Annotated in this window: 17 protein-coding genes and 1 pseudogene; 9 read left to right on the plus strand and 9 right to left on the minus strand. The window is 72.4% G+C overall.

Going from position 1 to position 24,087, the window contains the following annotated elements; all coding sequences use genetic code 11:
* Positions 1–21: 21 nt before the first annotated feature.
* Positions 22–843: an SGNH/GDSL hydrolase family protein gene (locus ACW14Y_RS12035; RefSeq protein ID WP_380307136.1), complete on the minus strand. Its 822-nt coding sequence runs from the start codon at positions 841–843 to the stop codon at positions 22–24.
* Between the two features lie 387 nt (positions 844–1,230).
* Positions 1,231–1,617, minus strand: a pseudogene (locus ACW14Y_RS12040) (winged helix-turn-helix transcriptional regulator); the annotation flags it as partial.
* Positions 1,618–1,714: 97 nt separating this feature from the next.
* Between ACW14Y_RS12040 and ACW14Y_RS12045 the strand changes: the two are divergent.
* The 4 genes from ACW14Y_RS12045 to ACW14Y_RS12060 all read left to right on the plus strand — a co-directional run bounded on the left by ACW14Y_RS12045 (position 1,715) and on the right by ACW14Y_RS12060 (position 4,245).
* A complete protein-coding gene (locus tag ACW14Y_RS12045) occupies positions 1,715–2,929 on the plus strand; it encodes a pyridoxal phosphate-dependent aminotransferase (RefSeq protein WP_380307134.1) in 1,215 nt (404 codons plus the stop codon).
* Positions 2,930–3,143: 214 nt separating this feature from the next.
* Entirely contained in the window at positions 3,144–3,368 is a 225-nt protein-coding gene (locus ACW14Y_RS12050) for a type II toxin-antitoxin system VapB family antitoxin (protein ID WP_380437719.1), read from the plus strand.
* A 3-nt stretch (positions 3,369–3,371) separates the two neighbouring features.
* The gene (locus ACW14Y_RS12055) at positions 3,372–3,791 is read left to right on the plus strand and encodes a PIN domain-containing protein (protein ID WP_380301882.1); all 420 of its coding nucleotides are present in this window, start codon (positions 3,372–3,374) and stop codon (positions 3,789–3,791) included.
* A 121-nt stretch (positions 3,792–3,912) separates the two neighbouring features.
* Positions 3,913–4,245 carry a YnfA family protein gene (locus ACW14Y_RS12060; RefSeq protein ID WP_030391222.1) on the plus strand — a complete coding sequence of 111 codons (333 nt, stop codon included), beginning with the start codon at positions 3,913–3,915 and terminating at the stop codon, positions 4,243–4,245.
* A gap of 48 nt (positions 4,246–4,293) precedes the next feature.
* Here ACW14Y_RS12060 and ACW14Y_RS12065 read toward each other — a convergent pair whose 3' ends face one another.
* From ACW14Y_RS12065 to ACW14Y_RS12080, 4 genes are all read right to left on the minus strand, one after another.
* Positions 4,294–5,958, minus strand: coding sequence for a purple acid phosphatase family protein (locus tag ACW14Y_RS12065; RefSeq protein ID WP_380301879.1), 1,665 nt, complete (start codon positions 5,956–5,958; stop codon positions 4,294–4,296).
* A 253-nt stretch (positions 5,959–6,211) separates the two neighbouring features.
* Positions 6,212–8,647 carry a choice-of-anchor A family protein gene (locus tag ACW14Y_RS12070; protein WP_456986729.1) on the minus strand — a complete coding sequence of 812 codons (2,436 nt, stop codon included), beginning with the start codon at positions 8,645–8,647 and terminating at the stop codon, positions 6,212–6,214.
* Between the two features lie 123 nt (positions 8,648–8,770).
* A complete protein-coding gene (locus ACW14Y_RS12075; protein ID WP_030391225.1) occupies positions 8,771–9,022 on the minus strand; it encodes a hypothetical protein in 252 nt (83 codons plus the stop codon).
* Positions 9,023–9,123: 101 nt separating this feature from the next.
* Positions 9,124–9,561 carry a (2Fe-2S) ferredoxin domain-containing protein gene (locus ACW14Y_RS12080; RefSeq protein ID WP_266268647.1) on the minus strand — a complete coding sequence of 146 codons (438 nt, stop codon included), beginning with the start codon at positions 9,559–9,561 and terminating at the stop codon, positions 9,124–9,126.
* A 252-nt stretch (positions 9,562–9,813) separates the two neighbouring features.
* Here ACW14Y_RS12080 and ACW14Y_RS12085 point away from each other — a divergent pair, with 252 nt between their 5' ends.
* Together ACW14Y_RS12085 and ACW14Y_RS12090 are read left to right on the plus strand one after the other, a co-directional pair.
* On the plus strand, positions 9,814–10,230 hold the full coding sequence (locus tag ACW14Y_RS12085) for a DUF3592 domain-containing protein (RefSeq protein ID WP_456986730.1): 417 nt from the start codon (positions 9,814–9,816) through the stop codon (positions 10,228–10,230).
* Between the two features lie 283 nt (positions 10,231–10,513).
* Complete coding sequence (locus tag ACW14Y_RS12090; RefSeq protein WP_456986731.1) at positions 10,514–11,431, plus strand: SGNH/GDSL hydrolase family protein; 918 nt, start codon at positions 10,514–10,516, stop codon at positions 11,429–11,431.
* Between the two features lie 82 nt (positions 11,432–11,513).
* Here the strand turns inward: ACW14Y_RS12090 and ACW14Y_RS12095 are convergent, their stop codons facing one another.
* Entirely contained in the window at positions 11,514–13,937 is a 2,424-nt protein-coding gene (locus ACW14Y_RS12095; RefSeq protein ID WP_456988140.1) for an endonuclease/exonuclease/phosphatase family protein, read from the minus strand.
* A 345-nt stretch (positions 13,938–14,282) separates the two neighbouring features.
* Complete coding sequence (locus ACW14Y_RS12100) at positions 14,283–15,272, minus strand: helix-turn-helix transcriptional regulator (protein WP_380301870.1); 990 nt, start codon at positions 15,270–15,272, stop codon at positions 14,283–14,285.
* A gap of 418 nt (positions 15,273–15,690) precedes the next feature.
* Here ACW14Y_RS12100 and ACW14Y_RS12105 point away from each other — a divergent pair, with 418 nt between their 5' ends.
* The 3 genes from ACW14Y_RS12105 to ACW14Y_RS12115 all read left to right on the plus strand — a co-directional run bounded on the left by ACW14Y_RS12105 (position 15,691) and on the right by ACW14Y_RS12115 (position 22,637).
* Positions 15,691–15,915, plus strand: coding sequence for a hypothetical protein (locus ACW14Y_RS12105; protein ID WP_380301868.1), 225 nt, complete (start codon positions 15,691–15,693; stop codon positions 15,913–15,915).
* Between the two features lie 22 nt (positions 15,916–15,937).
* A complete protein-coding gene (locus ACW14Y_RS12110) occupies positions 15,938–16,195 on the plus strand; it encodes a hypothetical protein (protein WP_375970242.1) in 258 nt (85 codons plus the stop codon).
* A 235-nt stretch (positions 16,196–16,430) separates the two neighbouring features.
* The gene (locus ACW14Y_RS12115; protein WP_456986732.1) at positions 16,431–22,637 is read left to right on the plus strand and encodes a DNRLRE domain-containing protein; all 6,207 of its coding nucleotides are present in this window, start codon (positions 16,431–16,433) and stop codon (positions 22,635–22,637) included.
* Positions 22,638–22,813: 176 nt separating this feature from the next.
* Here the strand turns inward: ACW14Y_RS12115 and nicT are convergent, their stop codons facing one another.
* Positions 22,814–23,917, minus strand: a complete 1,104-nt coding sequence (nicT, locus tag ACW14Y_RS12120; RefSeq protein ID WP_380388713.1) for a Nickel transporter NicT — start codon at positions 23,915–23,917, stop codon at positions 22,814–22,816.
* Between the last annotated feature and the right edge of the window lie 170 nt (positions 23,918–24,087).

A 24,087-nucleotide genomic window follows, 5' to 3' on the forward strand; every position in this document is an offset into this window, starting at 1 on the left:
GGAGCTGCCGCGCCCGGCGGGTCAGCCCTCGTACGGCGCCAGCTCCGCGCGCTTCGGCGCGCGGCCGTCGCCGGAGGAACGGCCGGTGAGCCGGCGGCCGATCCAGGGGCCGAGGTGGGTGCGGACCCAGCGGGCGTCGGCGGCCAGCTTCTCGGAGCGGGTCGGCGGGGCGACGGCCGGGAGCGGGGCGCGCCAGTCGAAGCCGGCGGTCCGGCCGAGCGACTCCAGCACGGCCTCGGCGACCCGGCGGTGGCCCTCGGGCGACAGGTGGAGCCGGTCCTCGGCCCAGAGCCGGCGGTCGTCGAAGCACGGCGCCGAGTACAGGTCGACCACCGCGATGCCCGGGTCCTGGGCGAGTTCCTGGACGAAGTCCCTCATCCGCAGGATCGCGGGGAGCAGCCGGGCCGAACCGGCCATCCGGCGGGTGGGGTCGGTACTGCTGAACATGACCACGGTGGCACCGGTGGCACGCAGCCGGGTGGCGGCGGAGCCGAGGAGTTCCTCGACCCGGGCGATGTCGCAGCGCGGGCGCAGCACGTCGTTGAGCCCGCCCGCCAGGGTGACCAGCTCGGCGCCCAGGCCGGCCGCCCGCTCGACCTGCTCGTCGTGGATCTGGCCGATGAGCTTGCCCCGGACGGCGAGGTTGGCGTACCGGAAGCCGTCGGCCGGATGTGCGGCCGGTTGTGCGGCCGGATGTTCGGCCGCCAGCCGGGCGGCGAGGCGGTCGGCCCAGCCCCGGTAGTGGCCGTCGGGCAGCAGGTCGTCGCACATGCCCTCGGTGAAGGAGTCCCCGACGGCGACGTAACTGCGAAAGGCGGTGGGCGTGTTCTCCGTGTTCTCCATGGCCCGAGAATCGTACGCGCGCCGCCCCGGGCCCGGCCGGGTACCCCGCCCGCCCGCGCGGATCGGTGACGACTCAACGCCCTCGGCAAGCGGATGCCGATCGCGCGTTGATCGGCGGCGGGCAGAGTGGGGATCGTCGGGAGGAACGGCCGGGGGGAGGAACCGCGGGCCGTGCGCTCCGCGGCGTCCGGCCTCGGGGGTGCCGAACGCCGCGGCCACTCTCCCCACCGCCGGTCGCGGGCGCGGCGCCTCCCACACGGGCGCCCCCGCGACCGGCCACCGCGCCGCGGCCGGACGTCAGCCCGCCGCCACCGCGCCCGAGAGATCCACCGCACCCGCCGCGTCCTCGGTGCCTGCCGCGTCCGCCGCATCCTCGGTGCCCGCCGCGCCCGAGGGACCCGCCGTCACCGCCCCGCCGGTGATCCAGTGCGTCCGCACCGCGTCGGTCGGCCGCTGCTCCCCCAGCGCGTCGAGCCCCCAGCCGCCGAGCGCCTCGACGACCGTGCGCAGCGCGGCCCCACGCCCGGTCAGCTCGTAGACGGTGGCGTTGGCCGGCCGTTCAAGGCGGCGGCGCTCGACGACGCCCTCGCTCTCCAGCTGCTTGAGCCGCGCGGCGAGGATGTCGGTGGAGACGCCGGGCAGGTCGGCGTGCAGGTCGGTGTAGCGGCGCGGGCCGGCCAGGAGTTCACGGACGATCAGGAGGCTCCAGCGCTCCCCCACCGCGTCCAGGGCGCGGGCGACGGCGCAGTACTGGTCGTAGCTTCGGCGTGACATGTGGATCAGCATAGCCAAAAGGTTGGACTTTCCAAGTGCCTACTTGGTAGAACAAAGCAACCAGGGTCGGTGCGGGGTGACGGTCGGGAGGCCGCAGATGGAGTTTCGGCAGTCCAGCAAGCTGAATGACGTGTGCTACGAGATCCGCGGCCCGGTGGTCGACCAGGCCAACGCGCTGGAGGAGGCGGGGCACAGCGTGCTCCGGCTGAACACCGGCAACCCGGCCACGTTCGGCTTCGAGGCGCCGGAGGAGATCCTCCAGGACATCATCCGCAACCTGCCGCGCGCCCACGGCTACAGCGACTCGCGCGGCATCCTGCCGGCCCGGCGCGCGGTCGTGCAGTACTACCAGCAGCGCGGCGTCGACGGCGTGACCGTCAACGACGTCTATCTCGGCAACGGCGCCTCGGAACTGATCCAGATGGCCGTCACCGCGCTGGTGGACGACGGCGACGAGGTGCTCGTCCCGATGCCGGACTACCCGCTGTGGACGGCGGTGGTCCGGCTGGCCGGCGGCAAGGCGGTGCACTACGCCTGCGACGAGCAGGCCGACTGGTTCCCGGACCTCGACGACATCGCCGCGAAGATCACCGCCCGGACCAAGGCGATCGTGGTCATCAACCCCAACAACCCCACCGGCGCCGTCTATCCGAAGGAACTGCTGGAGGGCATCCTCGACCTCGCCCGCCGGCACCAGCTGATGGTGCTGGCCGACGAGATCTACGACAAGATCCTCTACGACGACGTCGAGCACCACTGCCTGGCCGCGCTCGCCGACGACGTCCTCACCCTCACCTTCAACGGACTGTCCAAGTCCTACCGGGTGGCCGGCTTCCGCAGCGGCTGGCTGGTCGTCTCCGGCCCCAAGCAGCACGCGCGCGACTACCTGGAGGGCCTCACCATGCTCTCCGGCATGCGGCTGTGCCCGAACGTGCCCGCCCAGTACGCGGTCCAGGCCGCGCTCGGCGGCCACCAGTCCATCAACGACCTGGTCCTGCCGGGCGGCCGCCTCGCCGAACAGCGCGACGTCGCGTACCGGGCCCTGAACGAGATCCCGGGCGTCAGCTGCGTCAAGCCCAAGGGCGCGCTGTACGCCTTCGCCAGGCTGGACCCCGCCGTCCACCGGATCGTCGACGACGAGCGCTTCGTCCTGGACCTGCTGCTCCGCGAGAAGATCCACGTCGTCCAGGGCACCGGCTTCAACTGGCCCCGCCCCGACCACTTCCGCTTCGTCACCCTCCCCCGGGCCGACGACCTGGAGACGGCCATCAACCGCATCGGCCGCTTCCTCGCCACCTACCGCCAGGTCTGACGCCTTCCCACCCACCACCGACCCCGACCCGCCCGCCTCCCCCGGCAGCCCCCGCGTCCCCACGCGGGGGCTGCCGCGCTTTCGTCGAACTCATTGCGTTAAGCAATCGACATGTAGCCACAAATATGGACATTTCAACTTGCCAATACCGCGCCCGGGCGATTAATGTGGATGACGTGGATAGATTTGCCACATCATCAACGGAGGCGCGAAAATGAGTATGACCAACGTCGACGTCGACGACGCGATCCTCGCCGAGGCCATGCGCCTCATGGGGACCAGCACCAAGAAGGACACCATCAACGGCGCCCTCGCCGACTACGTCAACCGACTGAGGCGGATCGAGGCGCTGGAGAAGCTCTCCGCGCGTGCGGCCCGGGGGGAGTTCGACCCGACGGAGCGGATCCATCAGGCCCGGAAGACGGGCGGGGAGGAATGACACATGAACGACCTCGGCTATCTGATCGACACCTCGGGGTTCGTCCACCTGATGCGCGATCCGGCGGCGCTCGCCCGCTGGCGAAGGCAGCTGGAGTCCGGGCTCATCAGGATCGCCAAGGTGACCAAGTCGGAGATCCTCTACTCGGCCACCGGTCCGGCACACCGTGACGAGTTGGAGGAGGAGCTCAACGACCTCTTCGGTCCCGCGCTCGGCGTGCCGAAGGGCGGCGAGGACTGGGCCCTCAACGCCCAGTACAAGCTCACGCAGAAGGGGCAGCACCGCTCGGCCGGCACGGTGGACCTGTTGCTCTGCTCGGTCGCGGCGCACTACAACTACCCGGTGCTGCACGTCGACAACGACTTCGTCACCGTCGCCCGCGTCATCGCCGAACTCCGGGAGCGCGACGTCAGGGAGTCCTGACCCGGCTCCTGCGCGAAGCCCCCTGCCGACCGTTCGGGATTCCCGAACGGTGGGCAGGGGGCTTCACACATGCGCCCGGCCCGGAAGGGCCGGACGGGCGAGCCCCCTAGGCTGGGCCGCTATGACCGTTCTGCGTTCCGTCGCCCTGTTCGTGCTCGCCGCGCTCGCCGAGATCGGCGGCTGCTGGCTGATCTGGCAGAGCGTGCGGGAGGCGCGGCCGTGGTGGCTGGCCGGGGTGGGGGTGGTGGTGCTCGGCGGGTACGGGTTCGTGGCGGCGCTGCAGCCGGACGCCGCCTTCGGCCGGGTGCTCGCCGCGTACGGCGGGGTGTTCGTGGCCGGGTCGCTGCTGTGGGGCGTGGTCGTGGACGGCTTCCGGCCGACCCGCTACGACGTGCTGGGCGCCCTGGTCTGCCTGGCCGGCGTCGCCGTGATCATGTACGGACCCCGGCGCTGAGCGAGCGCCGGGGTCCGTGGGTACGTCAGGAAGGAAGCAGGACCGGGACTACCGGCCCCAGCCGCCGCCCTCGCCGTCGTCGTCGCGGTCGCTGTCCCAGCCCTCGCCGACCTTGCGCAGGATCGTGTAGTGGTCGACCCGGGTGCCGTCCTCCGCCAGGGCGGTGACCGTCATCTCCGACTTCTGGCCCAGGTGCGCGGGCTTCACGTCCACCTTGATGAACGAGTAGCCGGTGTAGCGCACCCGCGACCACTCCACCGTCTCGGTGACCTTGCCGCCGCCCTTGGCGAAGTAGTAGGTGTCCACCGAGTCGACGCGCTTCTCGTGGCCCTCGTACGTGTCCGGGGCGTCGAACCGGTACAGGCTGCGGCCGGCCGCGCCCGCCGTCACGTAGACCACGCCGTCCGTGGCCGGCTCGACGGTGGCGCCGCTCGGCACGGCCTTGGCGACCTTGTTGCCGAGGATCGCGTCGGTGCGCTCGTAGACGTGGTTGTGACCGTTGATCACCAGGTCCACCCGGTACTTCTCGAACAGCGGCACCCAGGCCTCGCGCACGCCGCCCTCGGAAGCGTGCTGGTGGGTGGTCGAGAAGGCGCAGTGGTGGAAGAAGACCACGACGAAGTCGACGGTCTCGTCGTTGCGCAGGTCCTTGAGGGTGCGCTCCAGCCAACGGGTCTGCTTGCCCGCCGAGATGCCCAGGTTGGCCGGGATCTCGTAGGAGATGTCGTTGGCGTCCAGCGAGACGACACCGACGTTCTTGTAGCGGAAGGAGTAGACACCGGGGACGCTGCGCTTGTCCGGGCCGTTGTCCGGCAGGTAGAAGCGGGCGTTCTCGCCGCCGTAGCCGTTCGGCGAGTACCAGGCCTCCATGTCGTGGTTGCCGTAGGAGACCATCCACGGCACCTTCGAGGCGACCGTCTCGGTCTGCACCAGGAAGGCGTCCCAGGTGGTGGCGTCGAACACCGACTTGTCGGAGTCCTGGCCGGAGCCCGCCGGGTCGGCGTAGCAGATGTCGCCGGCGTGCAGGTGGAAGGCCGGGTTCTGGGCCAGGATGATGTGGTCGTTGCCCTTGGCGTGGTCGCTGACGCCCTGGTCGCCGAAGGCGGTGAAGGTGAACGGCTCGTACACCTTGCCCCAGCGGTGGTCGCGCGAGGGCGCGGTGCGGAAGGTGCCGAGGGTGGATATCGCCTGCTGCGAGGCCGGGTCGAAGCCCTGGTGGCCGACACCGTAGTAGTAGGTGGTGTCGGGGCGCAGGTCCTCCAGCGCCACGTGCAGGTAGTACTGGTCCACGGCCTTGCCGGTGGGGGTGAGGGCCGGGGTGTGCAGGGTGCGCACCTCCGCCTCGATCTTGTGGCTGAGGTCCCACGGGTTCTTGCCGTAGCGCAGGAACGGCCGCTTCACCGGGGCCGGCACCTGCCAGGAGACCCGGAACTGGGTGTCCGGCTCGGGGCCGAAGGCGAGGTGACGCCCGATCGGGGCGACCAGCGAGCCGTCGATGCCCGCGGTGGCGCCGCCGGCCAGCAGCTGCGGCGCGACGGGGGCGGCCGAGGCGGTGCCGCCGAGGACGCCGCCCACGGCGAGCGCGCCCACCGAGACGGCACCGGCGCGCAGCATCCGGCGGCGGGAGAAACGGGCCCGCAGGTACTCGTGCTGCTCGGCCATGCTCATGCGTTCGGCGAGCTTCGCCGGCACGCCCATGTTCGGAGTTTCCATGGACAGGGACTCTCCCAGTCACGTGTTGACCGGACACGGACGGACGGTGAACGCACCCGGGCGTACCGGTCAGTCGAACGCCAATGTTCGACCATGGCTCGGCAAAGCCGTCCGCGGACGAAGAGCTCCGCGAGGGGTCGGCGGGCCGTGGTCGGGAGTCGCAGTCGGCCGCTGGGCCGGGGCCGTCCGGAGCGGGGGTGCCGCTCCGGACGGTCCCGGCTGCCGGTTCACCCGGTCGGGGGAACGGGCGTCATCAGCAGTCGTCGTCCTGCTTGTTGGTGAGCGAGACGGTGACGCAGTCGTCGGCGTTCACCCGGTAGGGCCCGCTGACCGGGTCCGGCGGGAGCTGGTAGCCGGCGGGCGCGGCGGTCTCCCGCAGGTAGTACTGACCGGTCGGCAGGTGCTTGAAGTCGCAGCCGCCGCCGGCCGCCGTGGTGCAGTCACCGGCCCGGACGTCCGGGTTGATGCCCAGGGTCTGCAGGCCGGGGATGCCGTTGGCCTCCCGCCACAGCTCGAACACCGCGCCGTTGAGCGGCTTGCCCGACCAGGCGTCCTTCTTGGTCAGGTGGATCGCGCCGGTGGCCGGGGGCTTCGGCGACGGGCAGTCCTTGGCGGTCACCTGCACACCCGCCGCGGCGTTCTGCGCGGTCAGCACCAGCGGGCCGAACACCGGCTCGGCCGGCAGGTCGTAGCCGGTGGGCGCGGCGGTCTCCCGCCAGTAGTAGGTACCCACCTCCACCGTCCGACGGCACAGACCGTCCGCACCGGTGGTGCACGCCGCACCCACCTGGGTGTCCGGGTTCACGCCCGAGGTCTGCAGACCCGCGACGCCATTGGTCTCCCGCCACAGGTCGAACACACCGCCCGCGAGCGCCGCGCCCGTCTCGGCGTTCGTCTTCAGCACCCGCACCTCACCCGTCACCGGGGGCACGGGCACGTCGGCGGCAGTCGTCTGCACACCCACCGACGCATTGGCCTCCGTCAGCACCAGCGGACCGAAGACCGGGTTCGCCGGGAGCTGGTAGCCGGTGGGCGCGGCGGTCTCCCGCCAGTAGTAGGTGCCGACCTCCACCGTCCGACGGCACAGACCGTCCGCACCGGTGGTGCAGGCCGCACCCACCTGGGTGTCCGGGTTCACGCCCGAGGTCTGCAGACCCGCGACGCCGTTGGTCTCCCGCCACAGGTCGAACACACCACCGGCGAGCACCGCACCCGACACCGAGTCGGTCTTCAGCACCCGCACCTCACCCGTCACCGGGGGCACGGGCGCGTCGGCGGCAGTCGTCTGCACACCCGCCGCAGCGTTGGCCTCCGTCAGCACCAGCGGCCCGAACACCGGGTTCGCCGGGAGCTGGTAACCGGCCGGGGCGGCCGTCTCCCGCCAGTAGTAGGTGCCCACCTCCACCGTCCGACGGCACAGACCGTCCGCACCGGTGGTGCACGCCGCACCCACCTGGGTGTCCGGGTTCACGCCCGAGGTCTGCAGACCCGGAACGCCGTTGGTCTCCTCCCACAGGTCGAACACACCACCCGCGAGCACCGCACCCGACACCGAGTCGGTCTTCAGCACCCGCACCTCACCCGTCACCGGGGTGGTGCCGCAGGTCGGCAGGTCGCCGTTGAAGGGGTAGGAGTGGAACTCCTGGCCGCCGCCGCCGACGGCCAGGCTGGTGTGGGTGAGGGAGCCTGTGGTGAAGAAGCGGCCGTTGACGCCGGCCAGGGTGACCGTGGTCTGCGAGGCCTGTTCGCCGATCAGGAAGCTGCCCTGGAACTGGCCGGTGCCGCCCAGGGTGACCGAGGTGGCGTCGGGGAAGTTCCACAGCAGGTGGTCGCGGTAGCCGTTCAGCGGGTCGTCGGAGTCGTTGATGCCGCCGCTGTAGGTGTTCAGGACCCGGGTGGCGCCGGTGACGTTGACCAGAATGGTGGCCCCGGCCGGGATATTGGCGAAGACGATGCCCTGCTGACCGCCGGTCGGCCCGGTGAGGTCGAAGTCGGCGTTGAAGACCTGGAGCGCCGAGCTACCGTCACCGGTGAACAGGGTCTGGCCGCCCTGGTTGACGGCGGTGCCGGTCGGGGTGCGCGGCACGCCGCCGACCCGGGCGTAGCAGTCGGAGGCGGTCGAGAGCTGGGCGCGCAGGGCGGTGTAGGGCTGGACGGCGTTGGCGTCGGTGACGGAGGTTCCGGTCACCGTGCCGCTGACGGGCCCGGCGTGCCGGACGACCCCGCCCTCGGCCACCAGGGACTGGCCGCTCGCGACGGTGACCCCGGCGCCGGTGGTGAGGAAGTCGGCGCCGTCCGGCGGCGGGACCCGGGAGCCGACGCCGGCGATGCCGACGTTGTAGATCGAGCTGACCCCGGACTCCTTCGCCTGGTCGAAGGCGTTGAGGACGACGACGCGGCCCTCGGCCTCGGCGGCGCGGCCCCGGACCAGGAAGTCACCGCCGACGAAGACGTTGATGCCGTTGTCCCGGCCGGTGAAGGGGCCGTTGTTGATCGAGGTGGGGTAAGTGGCGGGGCAGCTGCCGGGCACACAGGGCCCGAGCCCGCCGGGCAGCGGGGCGGCCGCGGCGCTGACCGCGCCCGGGCCGAGCGCGAGGACGGGGACGAGGGCCGTAACGAGGGTGCAGGGCACCGCCAGGGCACCGGCCCTTCGGCGGACGCGGGCGAGCAGTCGGTTGAGGGAAGCCATGCTCGTAGCATCCGACAGTTTGTACGAACGCGGTCACCGCTGGGGCGCCCTCCTACGCTGATGCGGTGAGCGGGCGCACCCGCCCGGACCAACCGTCACCACCGCGAGGGCGTCCCCGCGGCGTCAGGACGCCTCGTCCCAGGGGGAGGCCGCCCGGTTGCCGGTGCCGTCGCAGGTGCGGCAGATCTCGTCGCGGTAGGCGTGCTTGGCGCCGCCCGCGTCGACGCGGTAGCGGACGTACACCCCGGTGCCGTCGCAGAGGAAGCAGTTGCCGCCGCCGCCGCCGACCTCGGTGGTGCCGGTGCCCTGGCAGGTCCGGCAGCTGAGGCCGGCGGTGCGGCCGGTGCCCGCACAGATGCGGCAGACCGTGGTCATCGTCCTCCTCCTGTCGGCGCGGAGCCCGGTGCGTGCCTTCCGGGTCACGCCCTAGGTCATGCTAGGCCAGCCGCCCCACGCGCGGGTCCGGGTCCGCGGGGTCAGCCCGGCAGGCCCTCGCCGACGCGGCGGGAGACCGAGATCTGCTGGAGGTCGAGCAGTCCCGGCGGCTCGGCGACACCGGGGCCGCCGGAGTGCACCCAGGTGGCGATCTCCTCGATCATGTCGTCCGCCAGCACCCAGCCCAGCCAGACCGGCCGGCCGCCGGCCGCGCGGCCCTCGCTGGAGGGGCCGACCACCACGACGTTGGAGTGCGCGCAGGTGTCCAGGCACTTCACGGCGCGGACCCGGCCGGCGTCGCCGACCGCCGCGCGCAGCCGCTCGTACTGTCCGGCGTGGTCGACGCCGGGGTGCTTCTCCTGGGTGCCGCAGCAGCAGCCCCGGCAGACGGTGACGGTCACCGGGGCCGCCGGGCCGCGCCCGCCCTGCTTGCCGGCCCCGCCCTGCTTGCCGACCCGGTCGCGCTCGCGACGGCTCATGGTTCCTCGGCCTCCTCGTTCCCCAGGGCCCGCCGCCGCGCCGGTGCGCGCGGCGGCCGCAGGCCGCGGCGGCCGACGATCACGGTGGAGCCCGCCGGCCCGGGTGGCACCAGGACGGCAGCCGCAGCCTACCGGGCCACCGCCGGACGGCCGCCCCGGGCGTCACGATCGACATGAACTACACTCCAACAAAAGGGAGTTGGTGACGAACCCCTGGGCGCGGACCCGGGCCCGGGCGTAGGCTGCACGGCTGTGAACCTTCTCGCCCTCCTGATCGGGACGGTGTTCGCCGGCAGCGCGTACTGGACCGGGTCGCGGGCCTCGCGGACGTTCCGGATCAACCGCTACGGCACCCGGTACCGGGCCCGGGTGGTCTCCGTGACGAGCACGCCCGTGGGCGACGAGGGCGGTTACGAGGACACCGTCCGGGTGCGGTTCGAGGTCGCGGACGGCCCGGCGGTGGAGGCGAACACCTCGATCGCCCTGCGCGGGCCGACCGGGCTCGGCCCCGGCGACCCGGTCGAGGTCGCCCACCTCCCGCGCTTCCCGGAGAAGGTCGTCCTGCTCGGCTTCCCCAGCGCCGACGGCGTCGGGCTGCTGGGGTACTCCTGCGTGCTCTTCGCCCTGATGACGGTGTTCTTCCTCTGGGTGGCCGCCACCGTCGGCTGACGGCGCGGAACCCCGGACCCCCACCACGGCCGCGGCCGCCACCACAGCCCGGGCCGGCCTCCCGAATTCCGCTCCACCCCGTTTCGGAATGCATTTCGACACCCCCCGGAGCGAAATTCGGAATTCCCGCCGGAGCGCCTCCCGAAACATCTGACGAATTTTCGGAAATGTATGCGCACAGCATGGACGACCGCGAAACCTGCCAGTAACTTACCTGTCAGTAGTAGCTGTGGCCCGGCTCGCACGACCCCCACCCACCCGTTTCTCTCCCCCAGGAGGAACCGTGCTCCGCCGTGCCCGGAATTCCCTGCTGCTCGCTTCCGCCGCACTGGGCCCCGCCCTCGCGATGACCGCCACCAGCGCGCAGGCCGCCACTCCCGCCCCCCACCGCTACGTGGCGCTCGGCGACTCCTACGCGGCCGGCGCGGGGGTTCCGAACCAGTCGGCCGGCCTCTGCCTGCGCTCCGACCGCAACTACGGCCACCTGGTCGCCGCCGCCCTGAACGCGGCCGCCTACCGCGACGTCACCTGCGCCGCCGCCAAGGTCAAGTCCATCACCGAGGCGCAGTACGACGCCTTCATCCGGGTCAACGATCCGCAGATCGACGCGGTGACCGCCGACACCGACCTGATCACCCTGGGGATCGGCGGCAACGACCTCGGCGACAGCGATCTCGGGATCGCCGACGTGATCGCGACCTGCATCGCGGGCGCGGTGGTCAACCCGCTCGGCACCCCTTGCACCGACGTGTACCACCACGGGTACTGGGACTGGTCCAGCTGGTCCTGGCAGTACGGCAACGACGACCTCGCCGACCGGATCGACCGGACCGGGCCGCGGCTCGCCGACACCGTGAGGCGGCTGCGGGCCAAGGCCCCGAACGCCCGGATCCTGCTGGTCGGCTACCCCTCGGTGCTGCCCGCCGACGGCGCCTCCTGCGTCCTGCGCCAGCCGATCGCCCCGCGCGACATCCCGTACCTGCACGACGTGCTCGGCCGGCTGAACACAATGCTGCGGTCCACCGCCCAGGCCGTCGGCGCCACCTATGTGGACACGGCCACGCCCACCCGCGGGCACGACGTCTGCTCGGCCGACCGCTGGGTCGAGGGCGCGCTGCCCGGCTCCCCGGCCGTCCCCTTCCACCCCAACGCGACCGGCGAGCGGGTGATGGCCGACGCCGTGCTCAAGGCCCTCGGGTAACACCCCCGGAGCGCGGCCCCGAAAGCCCCGAGGGGCGGTGACCGGTCCCCGGTCACCGCCCCTCGGTCGTGCTCCGCCGGCGTCACGGCTTGATGCGGACCACCTGCGGGTCGTGGTCGCTCGCCTGCTGGGCGAACTCGGCGTTGATGTGCACCACGTCGTACTTGGCGTACCCGACCTCCGGGCTGACCAGGATGTGGTCCAGCACCTGCGAGTTGCCCTGGTAGACGTACGAGTACTGCTCCTTCTCCGGCAGCTCGTTCACCAGGTCGCGCAGCACGCCGTCCTTGGTGAGCGTGGTCAGCGCGGGCGAGAACTGGTAGTCGTTGAAGTCGCCGACCGAGACCACCTTGGCGTTCTTGTCCGCCGCCAGCAGCTTGGCGACGAAGGCCTGCTCCACCGTGGCCTGGGCGACCCGCTGGACCTCCGAGGAGCGGGTCGGGGCCTGGAAGCGGCTGTCGATGCCCTGGTCGCCGCCCTTGCTGTTGAAGTGGTTGGCGATGACGAAGACCTTCTTGCCGCGGAAGGAGAACTGGCCGATCAGCGGCTTGCGGCTGTTGGTCCACGCCGCGTCGGCGGGGGCGATCCGGCCGGGCGAGGCGGTCAGCGAGACGGCGGAGCCGGTGCCGGCCACGTCGACCGCGCTGGTGGCGGCGCCGCCGGGGATGTCGGTGAAGGAGACCCGCTGCGGGTTGAACAGGAAGACCTGGCGGATGTTGCCGCCGGGCTCGCCGCCGTCCTTGCCGTCCTCCGGGTCCACCGAGCGCCAGTCGTACGCCGGGCCGCCGGCCGCCTTGATCGCGGCGACGAACTTGGCGACGGTCTGGCTCGCGTCCACCGTGCCGTCGCTCTTGGCGCCGTTGTTGTCCTGGATCTCCTCCAGGGCGACGATGTCGGGCGAGCGCAGGTGGGTGACGACACCGGCGGCCAGCTCGGCGAACTTGCTGTCGGGGTTGGTGGCGGCGAGGTTCTCCACGTTGTAGGTGGCGATGGAGAGCTCGCGGTCGGCGGTCGGGGCGGTCACCTCGCGCTGGAGGTGGTTGTCCTGGAGAGCGCCGAGGTTGCCGGCGACCAGGGTGTAGCCGCCGAACTGGTTGTAGTCCAGCGGGCCGTTGGTGACGCCGGTCAGCACGTCGCCCACATTGGCGACCGGGAAGGGCTGCTGGGAGACCGGCGCCTGCTGCTGCACCATCAGCCGGCCGACGTTCGGCTCCGCGTAGGACTCGTAGAGCACGCCGCCGCGCTGGCTCTTCTGGTCCTGCTTGTCGGCGGCGACCCACAGCTCGTTGTACTTGTCGGTGGCCTGGACCACCCGGACGTCGCGGACCTCGACCAGCATGCCCTCCAGCGACTCGTAGAAGTCGAGGGTGTACTTCTCCGGGTCCAGGGTGACGCCGTTGATCGTCCCGTCCGGGCCCGCCGCCGGGGTGTAGGTGCCGGGGATGTTGCGGGTGTCGACGACCACCGGGGCCGGCAGCGCGTTGCCGGAGGAGACCACGGTGACGGCCGGGTTGGTCAGCTGGGTGAGCGACTGCGAGCCGCCGGTGAAGTTCGGGTAGTACTCCGTCACCTTGCCGGTGACCAGCACCGAGTCGCCGACCTTGACGGTCGGGTTGGCGGAGCCGGTGTAGACGAAGACGCCCTCGCTGGTGGCCGGGTCGGCGTCCGGGTTCGGGTCCTGGATCCAGAAGCCCTTGGAGCCGTACGCGCGCACGCCGGTGACGATGCCGGGCACGCCGGCGACGGTCTTGCCGGTGCGGTCGGACAGCCGGGTGCGGCCCTGGATGTCGTGGATCCGGACGGTGCCGGGCTCGGTCGGGCCGGTCGGGGTGGAGCCCTCGGCGACCTCGCCCTTGCTGTTGGTCGGCGACGGGGCGCCGGCCGCGAGGTCGGCGGCGTTGTCGTCGGTGTCCGGCAGGCCGGCCTTGCGGGCGACCGAGGCGGTGTTGGAGGCGCCGGCCACCGAGGCGGAGCCCTCGTGGACCACGGCGGTGCCGAAGCCGACGAGGTCGCGCACCCGCGGGTCGGCGGCGCAGTCGGCCGCGGTCTTGCAGGTCAGCGGGTCGGTGCCGCGGACCAGCGCGACGGTGCCGCTGGTCCCGGACAGCGCCAGCGCGCCGACCGCGTCCGGGGTGGGCAGCTCGACGGTGCCCGCCGCGCCGGCGCCCTCGCCGACCAGGTAGCGCCCGCCGGGGGCGATCGAACCGGTCAGCGGGGTGACGCCCCACTGGGAGTTGGGGCCGGGCGCGGCCGATATGTACTGGACGCTCCAGCCGTCCAGGCCGAAGGCGGCGCCGCCCTTGTTGGCCAGCTCGACGAAGTCGTTCTTCAGCGTGGCGCCCGAGTTGCCGCCGCCGCCGTAGACCTCGGCGATCAGCGCGTCCGCGGACGGCGCGGCCACGGCGGCGGGCAGCGGGGCCAGCACCAGGGAGGCGGCCAGACCGGCCGGGACGATGGCCGCGCGCAGCAGGGCGCGGCGCGAGCGCGGACGGGGAGCGATGGGCATGGTCACCGGAACGGGGCTCCTAGCTCGGGTGGTGCATGGGGGTCGGTCGGCGGGGCGGGTCGGCCGGACGGGCCGACGGGACGGAGCGGCGGAACGGGTCGGCCGGGTCGACGGGTCGGCCGGACGGGTGGGCCGGGCGCATCGGCCGGTGTCCGGCCCGCCGCCCCGCTACCCGCGTAGAAATCCGCGCGGAAGTCGGGAACCGCCCCCCGCAGCGCCCCAAAGATACGCGCGTAGAAAATGACCGGACAAGAGCCTGGAGGTGAACTTCTCCAGGATCTCCGGCACGGCGACGGACCGTTACCCCGAAGCTGTGACCCCGGCTACAACCGGCCGCGCCGAGGGCTACAACCAGCCGCGCTGGGCCGCCTTCAGCCCCGCCTCGAAGCGGCTGGCCGCCTCCAGACGCTCCATCAGCGCCGCCATCTGCCGCCGGACCGTCCGCACCGAGACGCCCAGCCGCTTGGCCGCCGCGTCGTCGGTCAGCCCGGTGGAGAGCAGCCGGAGCAGTTCGCGCTCACCGGGGCTGAGGCCGGTGCCGGCGTCCTCGGGGCGCGGGTCCCCGCCGAGCGGGACGGCGGTCTCCCAGGTCTGCTCGAACAGCGCGACCAGGGAGGCGACGATCCCGGGCTCCTCGGTGCACAGGGCGCCGGCCCTGGTGTTCTCCGGGTCGATCGGCACCACGGCGGTGGTGCCGTCGAAGACCAGCATCCGCGGCGGCAGCACCGGGGCGGTGCGCACCCGGCCGCCCAGGCCGGTCATCCACTGGGTGTAGGCGAAGGTCCCCGGGTCGTTGCGGACGCTGTCCTGGTAGATGGTGCGCAGGCTGATGCCGCGTCTCAGGGCGTCCTCGTCCAGCGGGCGGGAGGCGGCCAGGCTGGCGGCGGACTGCGCGCCGCCGGGCATCACCCCCAGGCACTCGGTGCCCAGCCGGGCGGTCAGCGTCTCCAGCTTGGCCTGGATGGCGTCGAGGCCGACCAGCCGCTCGCCGCCGTCCACCAGGGTGGCCGAGCGGAGCGTGGCGTACTCCGCGACGGCGCGGGCCACGGCGGCCTTGGAGACCGCCAGCTCCTGCTGGCGGCGGGCGAGGTCCTCCTCCTGACGGCGCAGCAGCAGCTCCAGCCCGCGTTCCGGACTGACCGGCCAGAGCGCGCCGGGGCGTTCCCGGGAGGCGCGCAGCAGGGTCAGATCGGCGAGGCGGTCGAGGGCGGCCCGGACGGCGGCCTCGGGGAGGTGGAGCCGTTCGCAGAGTTCGGCCACCCCGCCCTCCGGATCGGCGAGCATCTCCCGGTACACGGCTTCCGCGGTGGTGTCCACGCCCAGCAGTTCCAGCACGTCAGCGACCCCTGATCGTCACGACATCGCGTTCTGCGCGATGGAGATTCCGGCCCGGCCCGGCGATCCCCGATCCTTCCTCCGGCGCTCCCGCCGCCACAAGGCGTGTTCCGGTCACCCGGCCCGAACCGGACCGTCCGGTCTGTTCCGCAGAGGGATCCGGCGGCCCGGCGCCACCCCCGGGTTGCCGTCCCGGGGTTGCAGCAAGCTGCCTGGCCGGTTGCTGCCCCGCGTACTCCCTCCCCGCGCGGACCGGGTGACGGAAGGATGCGGTCTGCGGACAGACACCCGGCACCACGCACCGGCCGCACGCACCGGAACCACGCACCGCACGCACCCGCGCGCACCGGAACCACGCACCCGCACCACGCCCTGAGCCACCACGCCCTGAACCACCGTGCACAGAACAGGACCCGCCGTGCCGAAGCCCGTCCGGCTGCTCGCCGCCGCCGCCCTCGCACTGACCCTCGCCGCCGCCGTCGCCCCCGCCGCCTCCGCGCACGCCGCCCCGGCCGCCGTCCGCCCCGCGGCCGCCCACGCCGACGGGACGGGCATCGGCTGGGACAACCCGGTCGTCCTGGAGACCGGAGGCATCGGCTGGGACTCCTCCCGCGCCGACGGCCCGGGCATCGGCTGGGACTGACCGTTCGGTGTTCGCCGTCCCGTTGACTCTCCTGGACGTCTCCGCCGCGCCCGCCGTCGAGGCCGGACCCGCCGACGTCCAGGGCGCCCTGTGGGCGCGCGCGGTTCCGGGCGACGGCCTGGAACACGTGCGCGCCCGCTCCTTCCCGGGGGGCGTCGGCGTCGTGCTGTACGTCCGCGCCCCCGACCGGGAGGCGGCCGAGCTGAGGGCCTACGCCCTGCTCCGCCGCGCACTGGCGGAGGGCCCCGCGCACCGCTTCACGGTGGCGGCTCCACCGTAGGCCGCGGGGCCCTCCGCCGGGCTCGCTCCCGCCTTCCGTCCTGATTTCGGACGGTTGCGCACTCCCACAGGTTTGGCCGATTCATGCCTACGGCTTGACCGGCCCGTTATTGACATGCCTATGCCCAAAAGCAGGTCCGTGCACGGGCCCGGTCCCCCCGGGCCCGCACGGCCGTGCCCGAACGCGGACGCGTGTCGCCGTCGAACCCCCTCACCACAGATCGTCGAGGAGCTCCATGTCACAGCCGACCGGCACGCCACCCCGGCACCGCGCCGGGAACACCGTGCCAGCCGCCCCCGCGGCACGCCGTCGCAACGGCGTCCTGCGCAACACCGCCGTCGCTCTCGCCGTCGTCCTCTCCACCCAGGCCGCCGTCGTCGTCATGACGACCGGCCAGGCCGTCGCGGTCACCCCCGAGGCGCCCGCGCCCAAGCCCGGCAAGGCCCTCGGCCCGGCCGAGGCCAAGGACATCGCCACCGCCCACCTCAAGGCCCGGCTGGAGAACCGCCGGATCGAGGTGACCGACGAGCGCGGCGAGTCCACCACCACCTGGATCAACCCGGACGGCACCACCACCCTGGACCTCGCCACCGGCCCCGTCCGCTTCAAGGACAAGGACGGCACCCTCCGGCCGATCGACGTGAACCTGGCCCGGCAGGCCGACGGTTCGGTCAAGGCCAAGGGCCACCCGCTCGGCCTGTCGCTGGCCGGTCCGACCGCGCCCGCCGCCGCGTCGAAGTTCAAGGCCGCCGGCGCCCCGGCCGGCGACCAGCAGGCCCCGGCCGTCCCCCTGGTCTCGCTGGACAACGGCAACGGCACCAGCATGTCGCTGTCCTGGCGCGGCACCCTGCCGGCCCCCGTCGTCGACGGCACCAGGGCCCGGTACCAGGACGCGCTCACCGCGACCGACCTGGTCGTCGAGTCCACCCGGACCGGCTTCGAGCAGTTCCTGGAACTCAAGGACCGCAGCGCGGTCGGCGCCAACGGCACCGTCACCATGACCCTGGACGCGGCCGGCCTGCGGGCCCGCCACAACGCGGACAACTCGGTCTCCTTCCTCGACCCGGCGACCGGCGAGGAGAAGGGCCAGCTGCCCGCCCCGGTGATGTGGGACGCGAAGGTCGACGAGCGCAGCGGCGACCACACCCGCACCGCCCCGGTCGGTCTGAAGGTCACCCAGAACGGCAACGCCGTCGACCTGACGCTCACCCCGGACGCGGCCTTCCTCAACGACCCGGCGACCACGTACCCGGTCACCGTCGACCCGGCGGTCAACATCGGCGTCGGCTTCGACACCTTCGTCCAGCAGGGCTACGCCACCGACGTCTCCGCGCAGACCGAACTCAAGCTGGGCAACAACGGCTCCGGCCAGATCGCCCGCTCCTTCCTGCAGTTCCCGATGGCGAAGATCAGCGGGAAGCAGATCACCAGCGGCAAGCTCAACCTGTGGAACTTCCACAGCTGGTCCTGCACCGCCAAGGGCTGGGACGTCTGGGACACCGGCAGCGCCACCACCGCCACCCGGTGGACCGCGCAGCCCGGCTGGAACCGCAAGTGGGCCACCTCCACCTCGACCAAGGGCTACTCCAGCTCCTGCAACGACGGCTGGGTCAACCAGGACATCACCTCGCTGGTGCAGGCCTGGGCCGGCAACGGCAACGCCAACAACACCCTGGGCATCCGCGCCACCGACGAGAGCGACCCGTACGGCTGGAAGAAGTTCAACTCCGGCAACGCGTCCGCCAACACGCCCTACCTGTCGGTCACGTACAACACCCCGCCGGCCGTCTCCACCCTGCTCGCCCCGGCCAACGGCGCGCTCACCGGCGACGCCACCCCGACCCTGTCCGCCAAGGCGACCGACCCCGACGGCGGCAACGTCCTGCTCGACTTCGAGGTCTGGACCGCCAACGGCACCGCCGCGCTGCAGTCCGGCCACACCGCCTACGCGGCCTCCGGCTCCACCTTCACCTGGACCCCCGGCACCGCGCTGCCCGCCGGCGCCTACAAGTGGCGCTCCCGCTCCTGGGACGGCACCGCCAACAGCGCCTGGTCCGCGTTCCGCACCTTCACCGTGGACACCACCGCGCCCGGCGCCACCACGATCGCCTCCGGGGACTTCCCGGCCGGCCAGTGGGCCGGCACCCCGGACGCCAACGGCGACTACAGCGGCACCTTCACCCTCACCCCGCCGGCCACCGACGTGAAGGACGTCCAGTACAAGCTGGACGGCGGCACCTGGGTCACCGCCGCCACCACCGGCACCCCGGTCGCCGCGAAGCTGACCTTCAAGGCCGGCGCCCACACCGTCACCGCGCACAGCCGGGACGCCGCGGGCAACGTCTCCGCCGACCGCACGTACACCTTCTACGCCGGCAAGGGCTCCGCCCTGGTCGCCCCCGGCGCGGGCGAGCGCCCGGCCCGCCGCACCTCGCTGCAGGCCGAGGGCAACAGCACCTACACCGGCGTGCGCTACCAGTACCGCCGCGGCGAGACGGACGCCTGGAAGGACGTCCCGACCGCCAATGTCACCACCACCGGCGGCCAGCCGGTCACCGCCTGGCCGTTCGCCGCCCCCGGCGGCAAGCCGGCCGCGCTGACCTGGAGCATCACCGACACCCTGGCCGAGAACGGCCCGGTCGACGTCCGCGCGGTCTTCACCGACGGCACCGCCACCGACGCCACCGAGCCCAACACCGTCACGGTGGACCGCAACGCCGGCACCTCCCCGGAGACCAAGGTCGGCCCCGGCGAGGTGAACACCCTCACCGGTGACCTCACCCTGTCCGCCACCGACGCCGAGGCCTTCGGCCTGCACGCCGAGCGCTCCTTCTCCTCCCGCCGGCCCACCAACGGCTCGGCCCAGGAGGGCCAGGCGGCGATCTTCGGCCCGCAGTGGAGCTCCGGCACCACCGCCGGGATCACCGACGCCGACTACTCCTACGTCCGGAAGACCTCGGCGACCTCCCTCTCGGTGGTCTCCGCCGACGGCTCCGAGACCGGCTTCACGGCCACCGGCGCGGGCGGCTGGAAGCCCGAGCCCGGCGCCGAGAACCTCACCCTGACCGGCGGCTTCACCGGGGCCTTCACCCTGAAGGACACCGAGGGCACCACGGTCGCCTTCACCAAGGTCGACCCGGCCGCCACCACCTGGCAGGCCACCGCCTCCTCGCTGCCCAGCGACAACTCCACCACCTCGGTGGTCCCGGAGAAGGTCGTCTCCGGCGGGAAGACCCTGGCCCGGCCGAAGTACGTGGTCGCGCCCACCTCGGCGACCGCCTCCGTCGACTGCGCCGCCGTGCCCGCCACGGCCGGCTGCCGGGTCCTGGAGTACGTCTACGCCGACGCCACCACCGCCACCGCGTCCGCCCTCGGCGACGTGACCGGCCAGGTGAAGCAGATCCGTCTCTGGTCCACCGACCCGGGCGCCTCCGCCGCCACCCCCGTCGTCGTCTCGCAGTACGCGTACGACGAGCAGGGCCGGCTGCGCGAGGTCTGGGACCCGCGCACCGGGACGGCGCAGAAGACCGCGTACGGCTACGACGCGGCCGGCCGGGTCACCAGCGTGACCGAGCCCGGCGAGCTGCCGTGGACCCTGGAGTACGGCAGGGCCGGCAACACGGCCACCGCCGGCGAGGGCATGCTGCTCGCCGCCTCCCGGCCCACCCTGAAGCAGGGCAGCAAGGACGTCACCGACGGCACCGCGACCACCTCGGTGGTCTACGACGTCCCGCTGAGCGGCGCCAACGCGCCCTACCCGCTGGCACCGTCCGACGTCGCGGCCTGGGGCCAGACCGACGCCCCGACCGACGCCACCGCCGTGCTGCCGCCCGACGCCGTCCCGTCGACCCACGACGGCAAGGCGCTCGGCACCGCCGCGTACAACCGGGCCTCGGTGACCTACACCAACGCCTCCGGCCGCGAGGTCAACACCGCCACCCCCGGCGGCGGCATCACCACCACCGAGTACAACGCCTTCGGCAGCCAGGTGCGGACCCTCTCCGCGGAGAACCGCGTCCTCGCCCTGGCCACCACCGGTGACGGCCTGAACAAGCTGCGCGCCCTCGGCATCGCCGGCCGCTCCACCGCCGACCGCGCCCAGGTGCTCTCCTCGACCTCGGTCCACTCGGCCGACGGCAAGCGGCTGCTCGAACAGTTCGACCCGCTGCAGCTGGTCACCCTGGAGCACGACCTCGCCGCCTCCGGCAGCTCCCCGGCGCTCACCGCCGGTGCCGAGGTCGCGGCCCGCGCCCACACCGTGAGCGGCTACGACGAGGGCCGCCCGGTCAACGCCGCCGTCAGCGACAAGGCGACCTCGGTGACCACCGGCGCCCGGATCGACGGCTACGCCGCCGACGCCGACACCCGGAAGACCGCCACCGGCTACGACTGGGCCCAGGGCCTGCCCACCCAGTCGGTCCAGGACCCGGCCGGCCTGAAGATCACCACCACCACCGGCTACGACGGCAGCGGCCGGGTGACCTCGCAGAGCCGCCCGAACTCCACCGGCTCCGACGCAGCCACCACGGTGACCTCGTACTACGGTCCGACCGGCACCGGCGCCTGCGCCGGCCACCCGGAGTGGGCCGACCTGGTCTGCTCGATCGCCCCGGCCGCCCAGATCACCGGCGGCGGCGGCAACCCGGCCGAGCTGCCCACGAAGACCTTCCAGTACGACCGCTGGGGCAACGTCTCGGTGCTCACCGAGACCGCCAACGGCGTCACCCGCACCACCACCCGCAGCTACGACGCCGCCGGCCGTCCGGTGAAGGTCTCGGTCGGCGGCGGCACCGGCACCGCCGTCGCGGACACCGTGCTCGGCTACGACCCGGCCACCGGTGAGCTCGCCACCATCGACAACGGCCGGGCCACCATCACCCAGGGCTACGACAGGCTCGGCCGCCAGGTCTCCTACGACGACGGCGCCGGCAACGTCACCACCACCGAGTACGACCGGCTCGACCGCGTGGTGAAGAAGTCCGACTCGGTGCCGTCCACCGTCAGCTACGGCTACGACACCGCCAAGGACCCGCGCGGCCTGCCCACCTCACTGACCGACTCGGTCGCGGGCACCTTCACCGCCGGCTACGACGTCGAGGGCCGGCTGGTCACCCAGACCATGCCGGGCGGCAACACCCTGACCAACAGCTACGACAGCCGGGGCATCCAGACCGGCAAGACCTACACCAACCAGGCGGGCACCGTCCTGCTGGCCGACAACGCCGACCACACCGTCCACGGACAGCAGGCCGGCCGCACCCAGTCCGACGGCAACAGCACCACCAGCACCTACACCTACGACTCCACCGGCCGCCTGACCAGGGCCGCCGACAGCACCGGCCTGGCCTGCGCGACCCGGACCTACACGTTCGACCGGAGCAGCAACCGGACCAACCGGACCACCGTCACCGACGACTGCGACCCGGCCACCCAGGACGCCGTCACCAAGGCCGAGAACCACGGCTACGACACCGCCGACCGCCTCACCGACGCGGGCTACGCGTACGACGCCTACGGCCGCACCACCGCCCTGCCGAAGGGCACCCAGCTGGGCTACTACGTCAACGACCTGGTGCGCACCGAGACCCTCGGCGACACCCGGAAGACCTGGGACCTGGACGCCTCCGGCCGCCTCGCGGTGAGCACCACGGAGACCAGGGGCACCGACGGCACCTGGGCCGCCACCGCCCAGGACACCAAGCACTTCGACGGCGGCACCGACAGCCCGTCCTGGTCCAAGGACGCGGCCGGCAAGCTCACCCGCAACGTGCTGGACCTGACCGGCCAGCTCACGGCCGCCACCGGCACCGACGGCGGCGCGGTCCTGCTGCTGACCAACCTGCACGGCGACGTCTCGGTCCAGATGTCGCCCGACGGCACCCAGGACCTCGCCGTCTACCACTACGACGAGTACGGCAACGTCGTCGACGCCACCGGCTCGACCGAGTACGGCTGGCTCGGCGGGGCGCAGCGCGAGGGCGACAGCCTGTCCGGCCTCACCCTGATGGGCGTCCGGCTGTACGACCCGTCCACCGGCCGGTTCCTGCAGACCGACCCGGTGCTGGAGGGCTCGCCGAACGCCTACGGCTACCCGGTCGACCCGATCACCATGGACGACCTGACCGGCATGTCCTGGCGCAAGAAGTGGGTCGCCTACTTCAGCCGGGCCGAGGGCAACACCATCGGCGTCCTGCTCTACGTCTCCGGCAGGATCAGCCAGGGCATCTCGAAGATCCTGCGGAAGCTCCCGCACTGGGCCGCCCGGGCCGCCGGTTACGTGCTGTGGGCGCTGGCCTACCTGATGAAGAAGGTCGGCAAGCAGTTCATCAAGGCCGCCAACAAGCGGGGCAGCCACGGGGTGCGGTTCACCTTCGGGATCTGGCGCTCCAGCCACTGGTGGGTGCCGGACCGTCCGATCTACCGGGTGGACCCGCGGTACTGAGCCGGACCGGTCGGCGGGGACCCGCGCGGAACCTCTGACCGGGGCTCCTGCGTTGTGACATCGGAAGACAGGTAAGGCCGGGCCCCGGAGGTTCTCCCCCGGGGCCCGGCCGCTTCCCGTTCCGGCTGCGCGGGCGAGCCGACTGCTCGCGCTTGTGGGCTACTCGCCCTTGTCGGCTACTCGCCCTTGTCGGCGGCCGCGGCGGCGAGTCCGGCGGACCACTTCTCCTCGACGTTGCCGAGCTTCCAGTAGGCGATCGCCGCCGCCCAGGTCAGCACGAACAGGCCGACGATGGCGTAGCCGACGAAGTTGAGGTCCAGCTCGCCGATCCAGGCGACCGGGCCACTGCCGATGTCCAGCTTCTCGCCGAGCAGCCCGATCAGCTCGATCGAGCCGATGACCAGGGCGACCAGCACCGAGAGCCCGGTGACGGTGAGGTTGTAGTAGATCTTGCGGACCGGCTTGGAGAACGCCCACTCGTAGGCGAAGTTCATGAACGAGCCGTCGATGGTGTCCAGCAGGCTCATCCCGGCGGCGAACAGCACCGGCAGCACCAGCAGCGCGTACCAGGGCAGCTGGAACGCCGCCGCGCCGCCGGCCAGCACCAGCAGCGACACCTCGGTGGCGGTGTCGAAGCCCAGGCCGAACAGCAGCCCGACCGGGTACATGTGCCAGGGCTTGGTGACGGCCCTGGTCACCCGGCCGAGGATGCGGTTCATGAAGCCGCGCTTCTCCAGCTGGGCCTCCAGCTCGGCCTCGTCGTACTCGCCCTCGCGCATCCGCCGGAAGACCTTGAGGATGCCGTTGAACGCGCCCAGGTTGATCAGGCCGAGCGCCAGCAGGAAGGTGCCGGAGACGGTGACGCCGATCAGGCCGGTCGTCTCGTGCAGGGTGGAGCCGTCCTCCTCGACCTGGCCGGCCAGCGAGCGGATGCCGAGGGCGAGCAGGGCGCAGAGGCCGAAGACGATGGACGAGTGGCCCAGCGAGAACCAGAAGCCGACCGACAGCGGACGCTTCCCCTGGCCCATCAGCTTGCGGGTGGTGTTGTCGATGGCGGCGATGTGGTCGGCGTCGAAGGCGTGCCGCATGCCGAGCGTGTACGCGGTGAGCCCCATGCCGGCGCCGAAGACCTGGCCGCCGACCTCGTAGTGCTCGGGCGCGATGACCGCGAGCAGGGTGAACCAGCCGATCACGTGCAGCGCGAGGATGAAACCACCCATACCTGCCAGGCGGATCCACTCCTCACGGGTGAGCCGGTCGCGCCAGCGGGGGCCGGTCATCGGGGGTCCTTTCGTGGGGCCGTAGCGGCTCCGGGACGCCGGAGCTGGGCCATCTTTCCTTCTGCTCGTAATTAGTTGCAAGTCATGCGCAATTACGACCTGGTTACCAGGTGGCGGACGAACAGGACGTCCCCGGACATGTCGCCGGACCTGTCGCCGGACCTGTCGCC

This window comes from Kitasatospora sp. cg17-2, assembly GCF_054031055.1.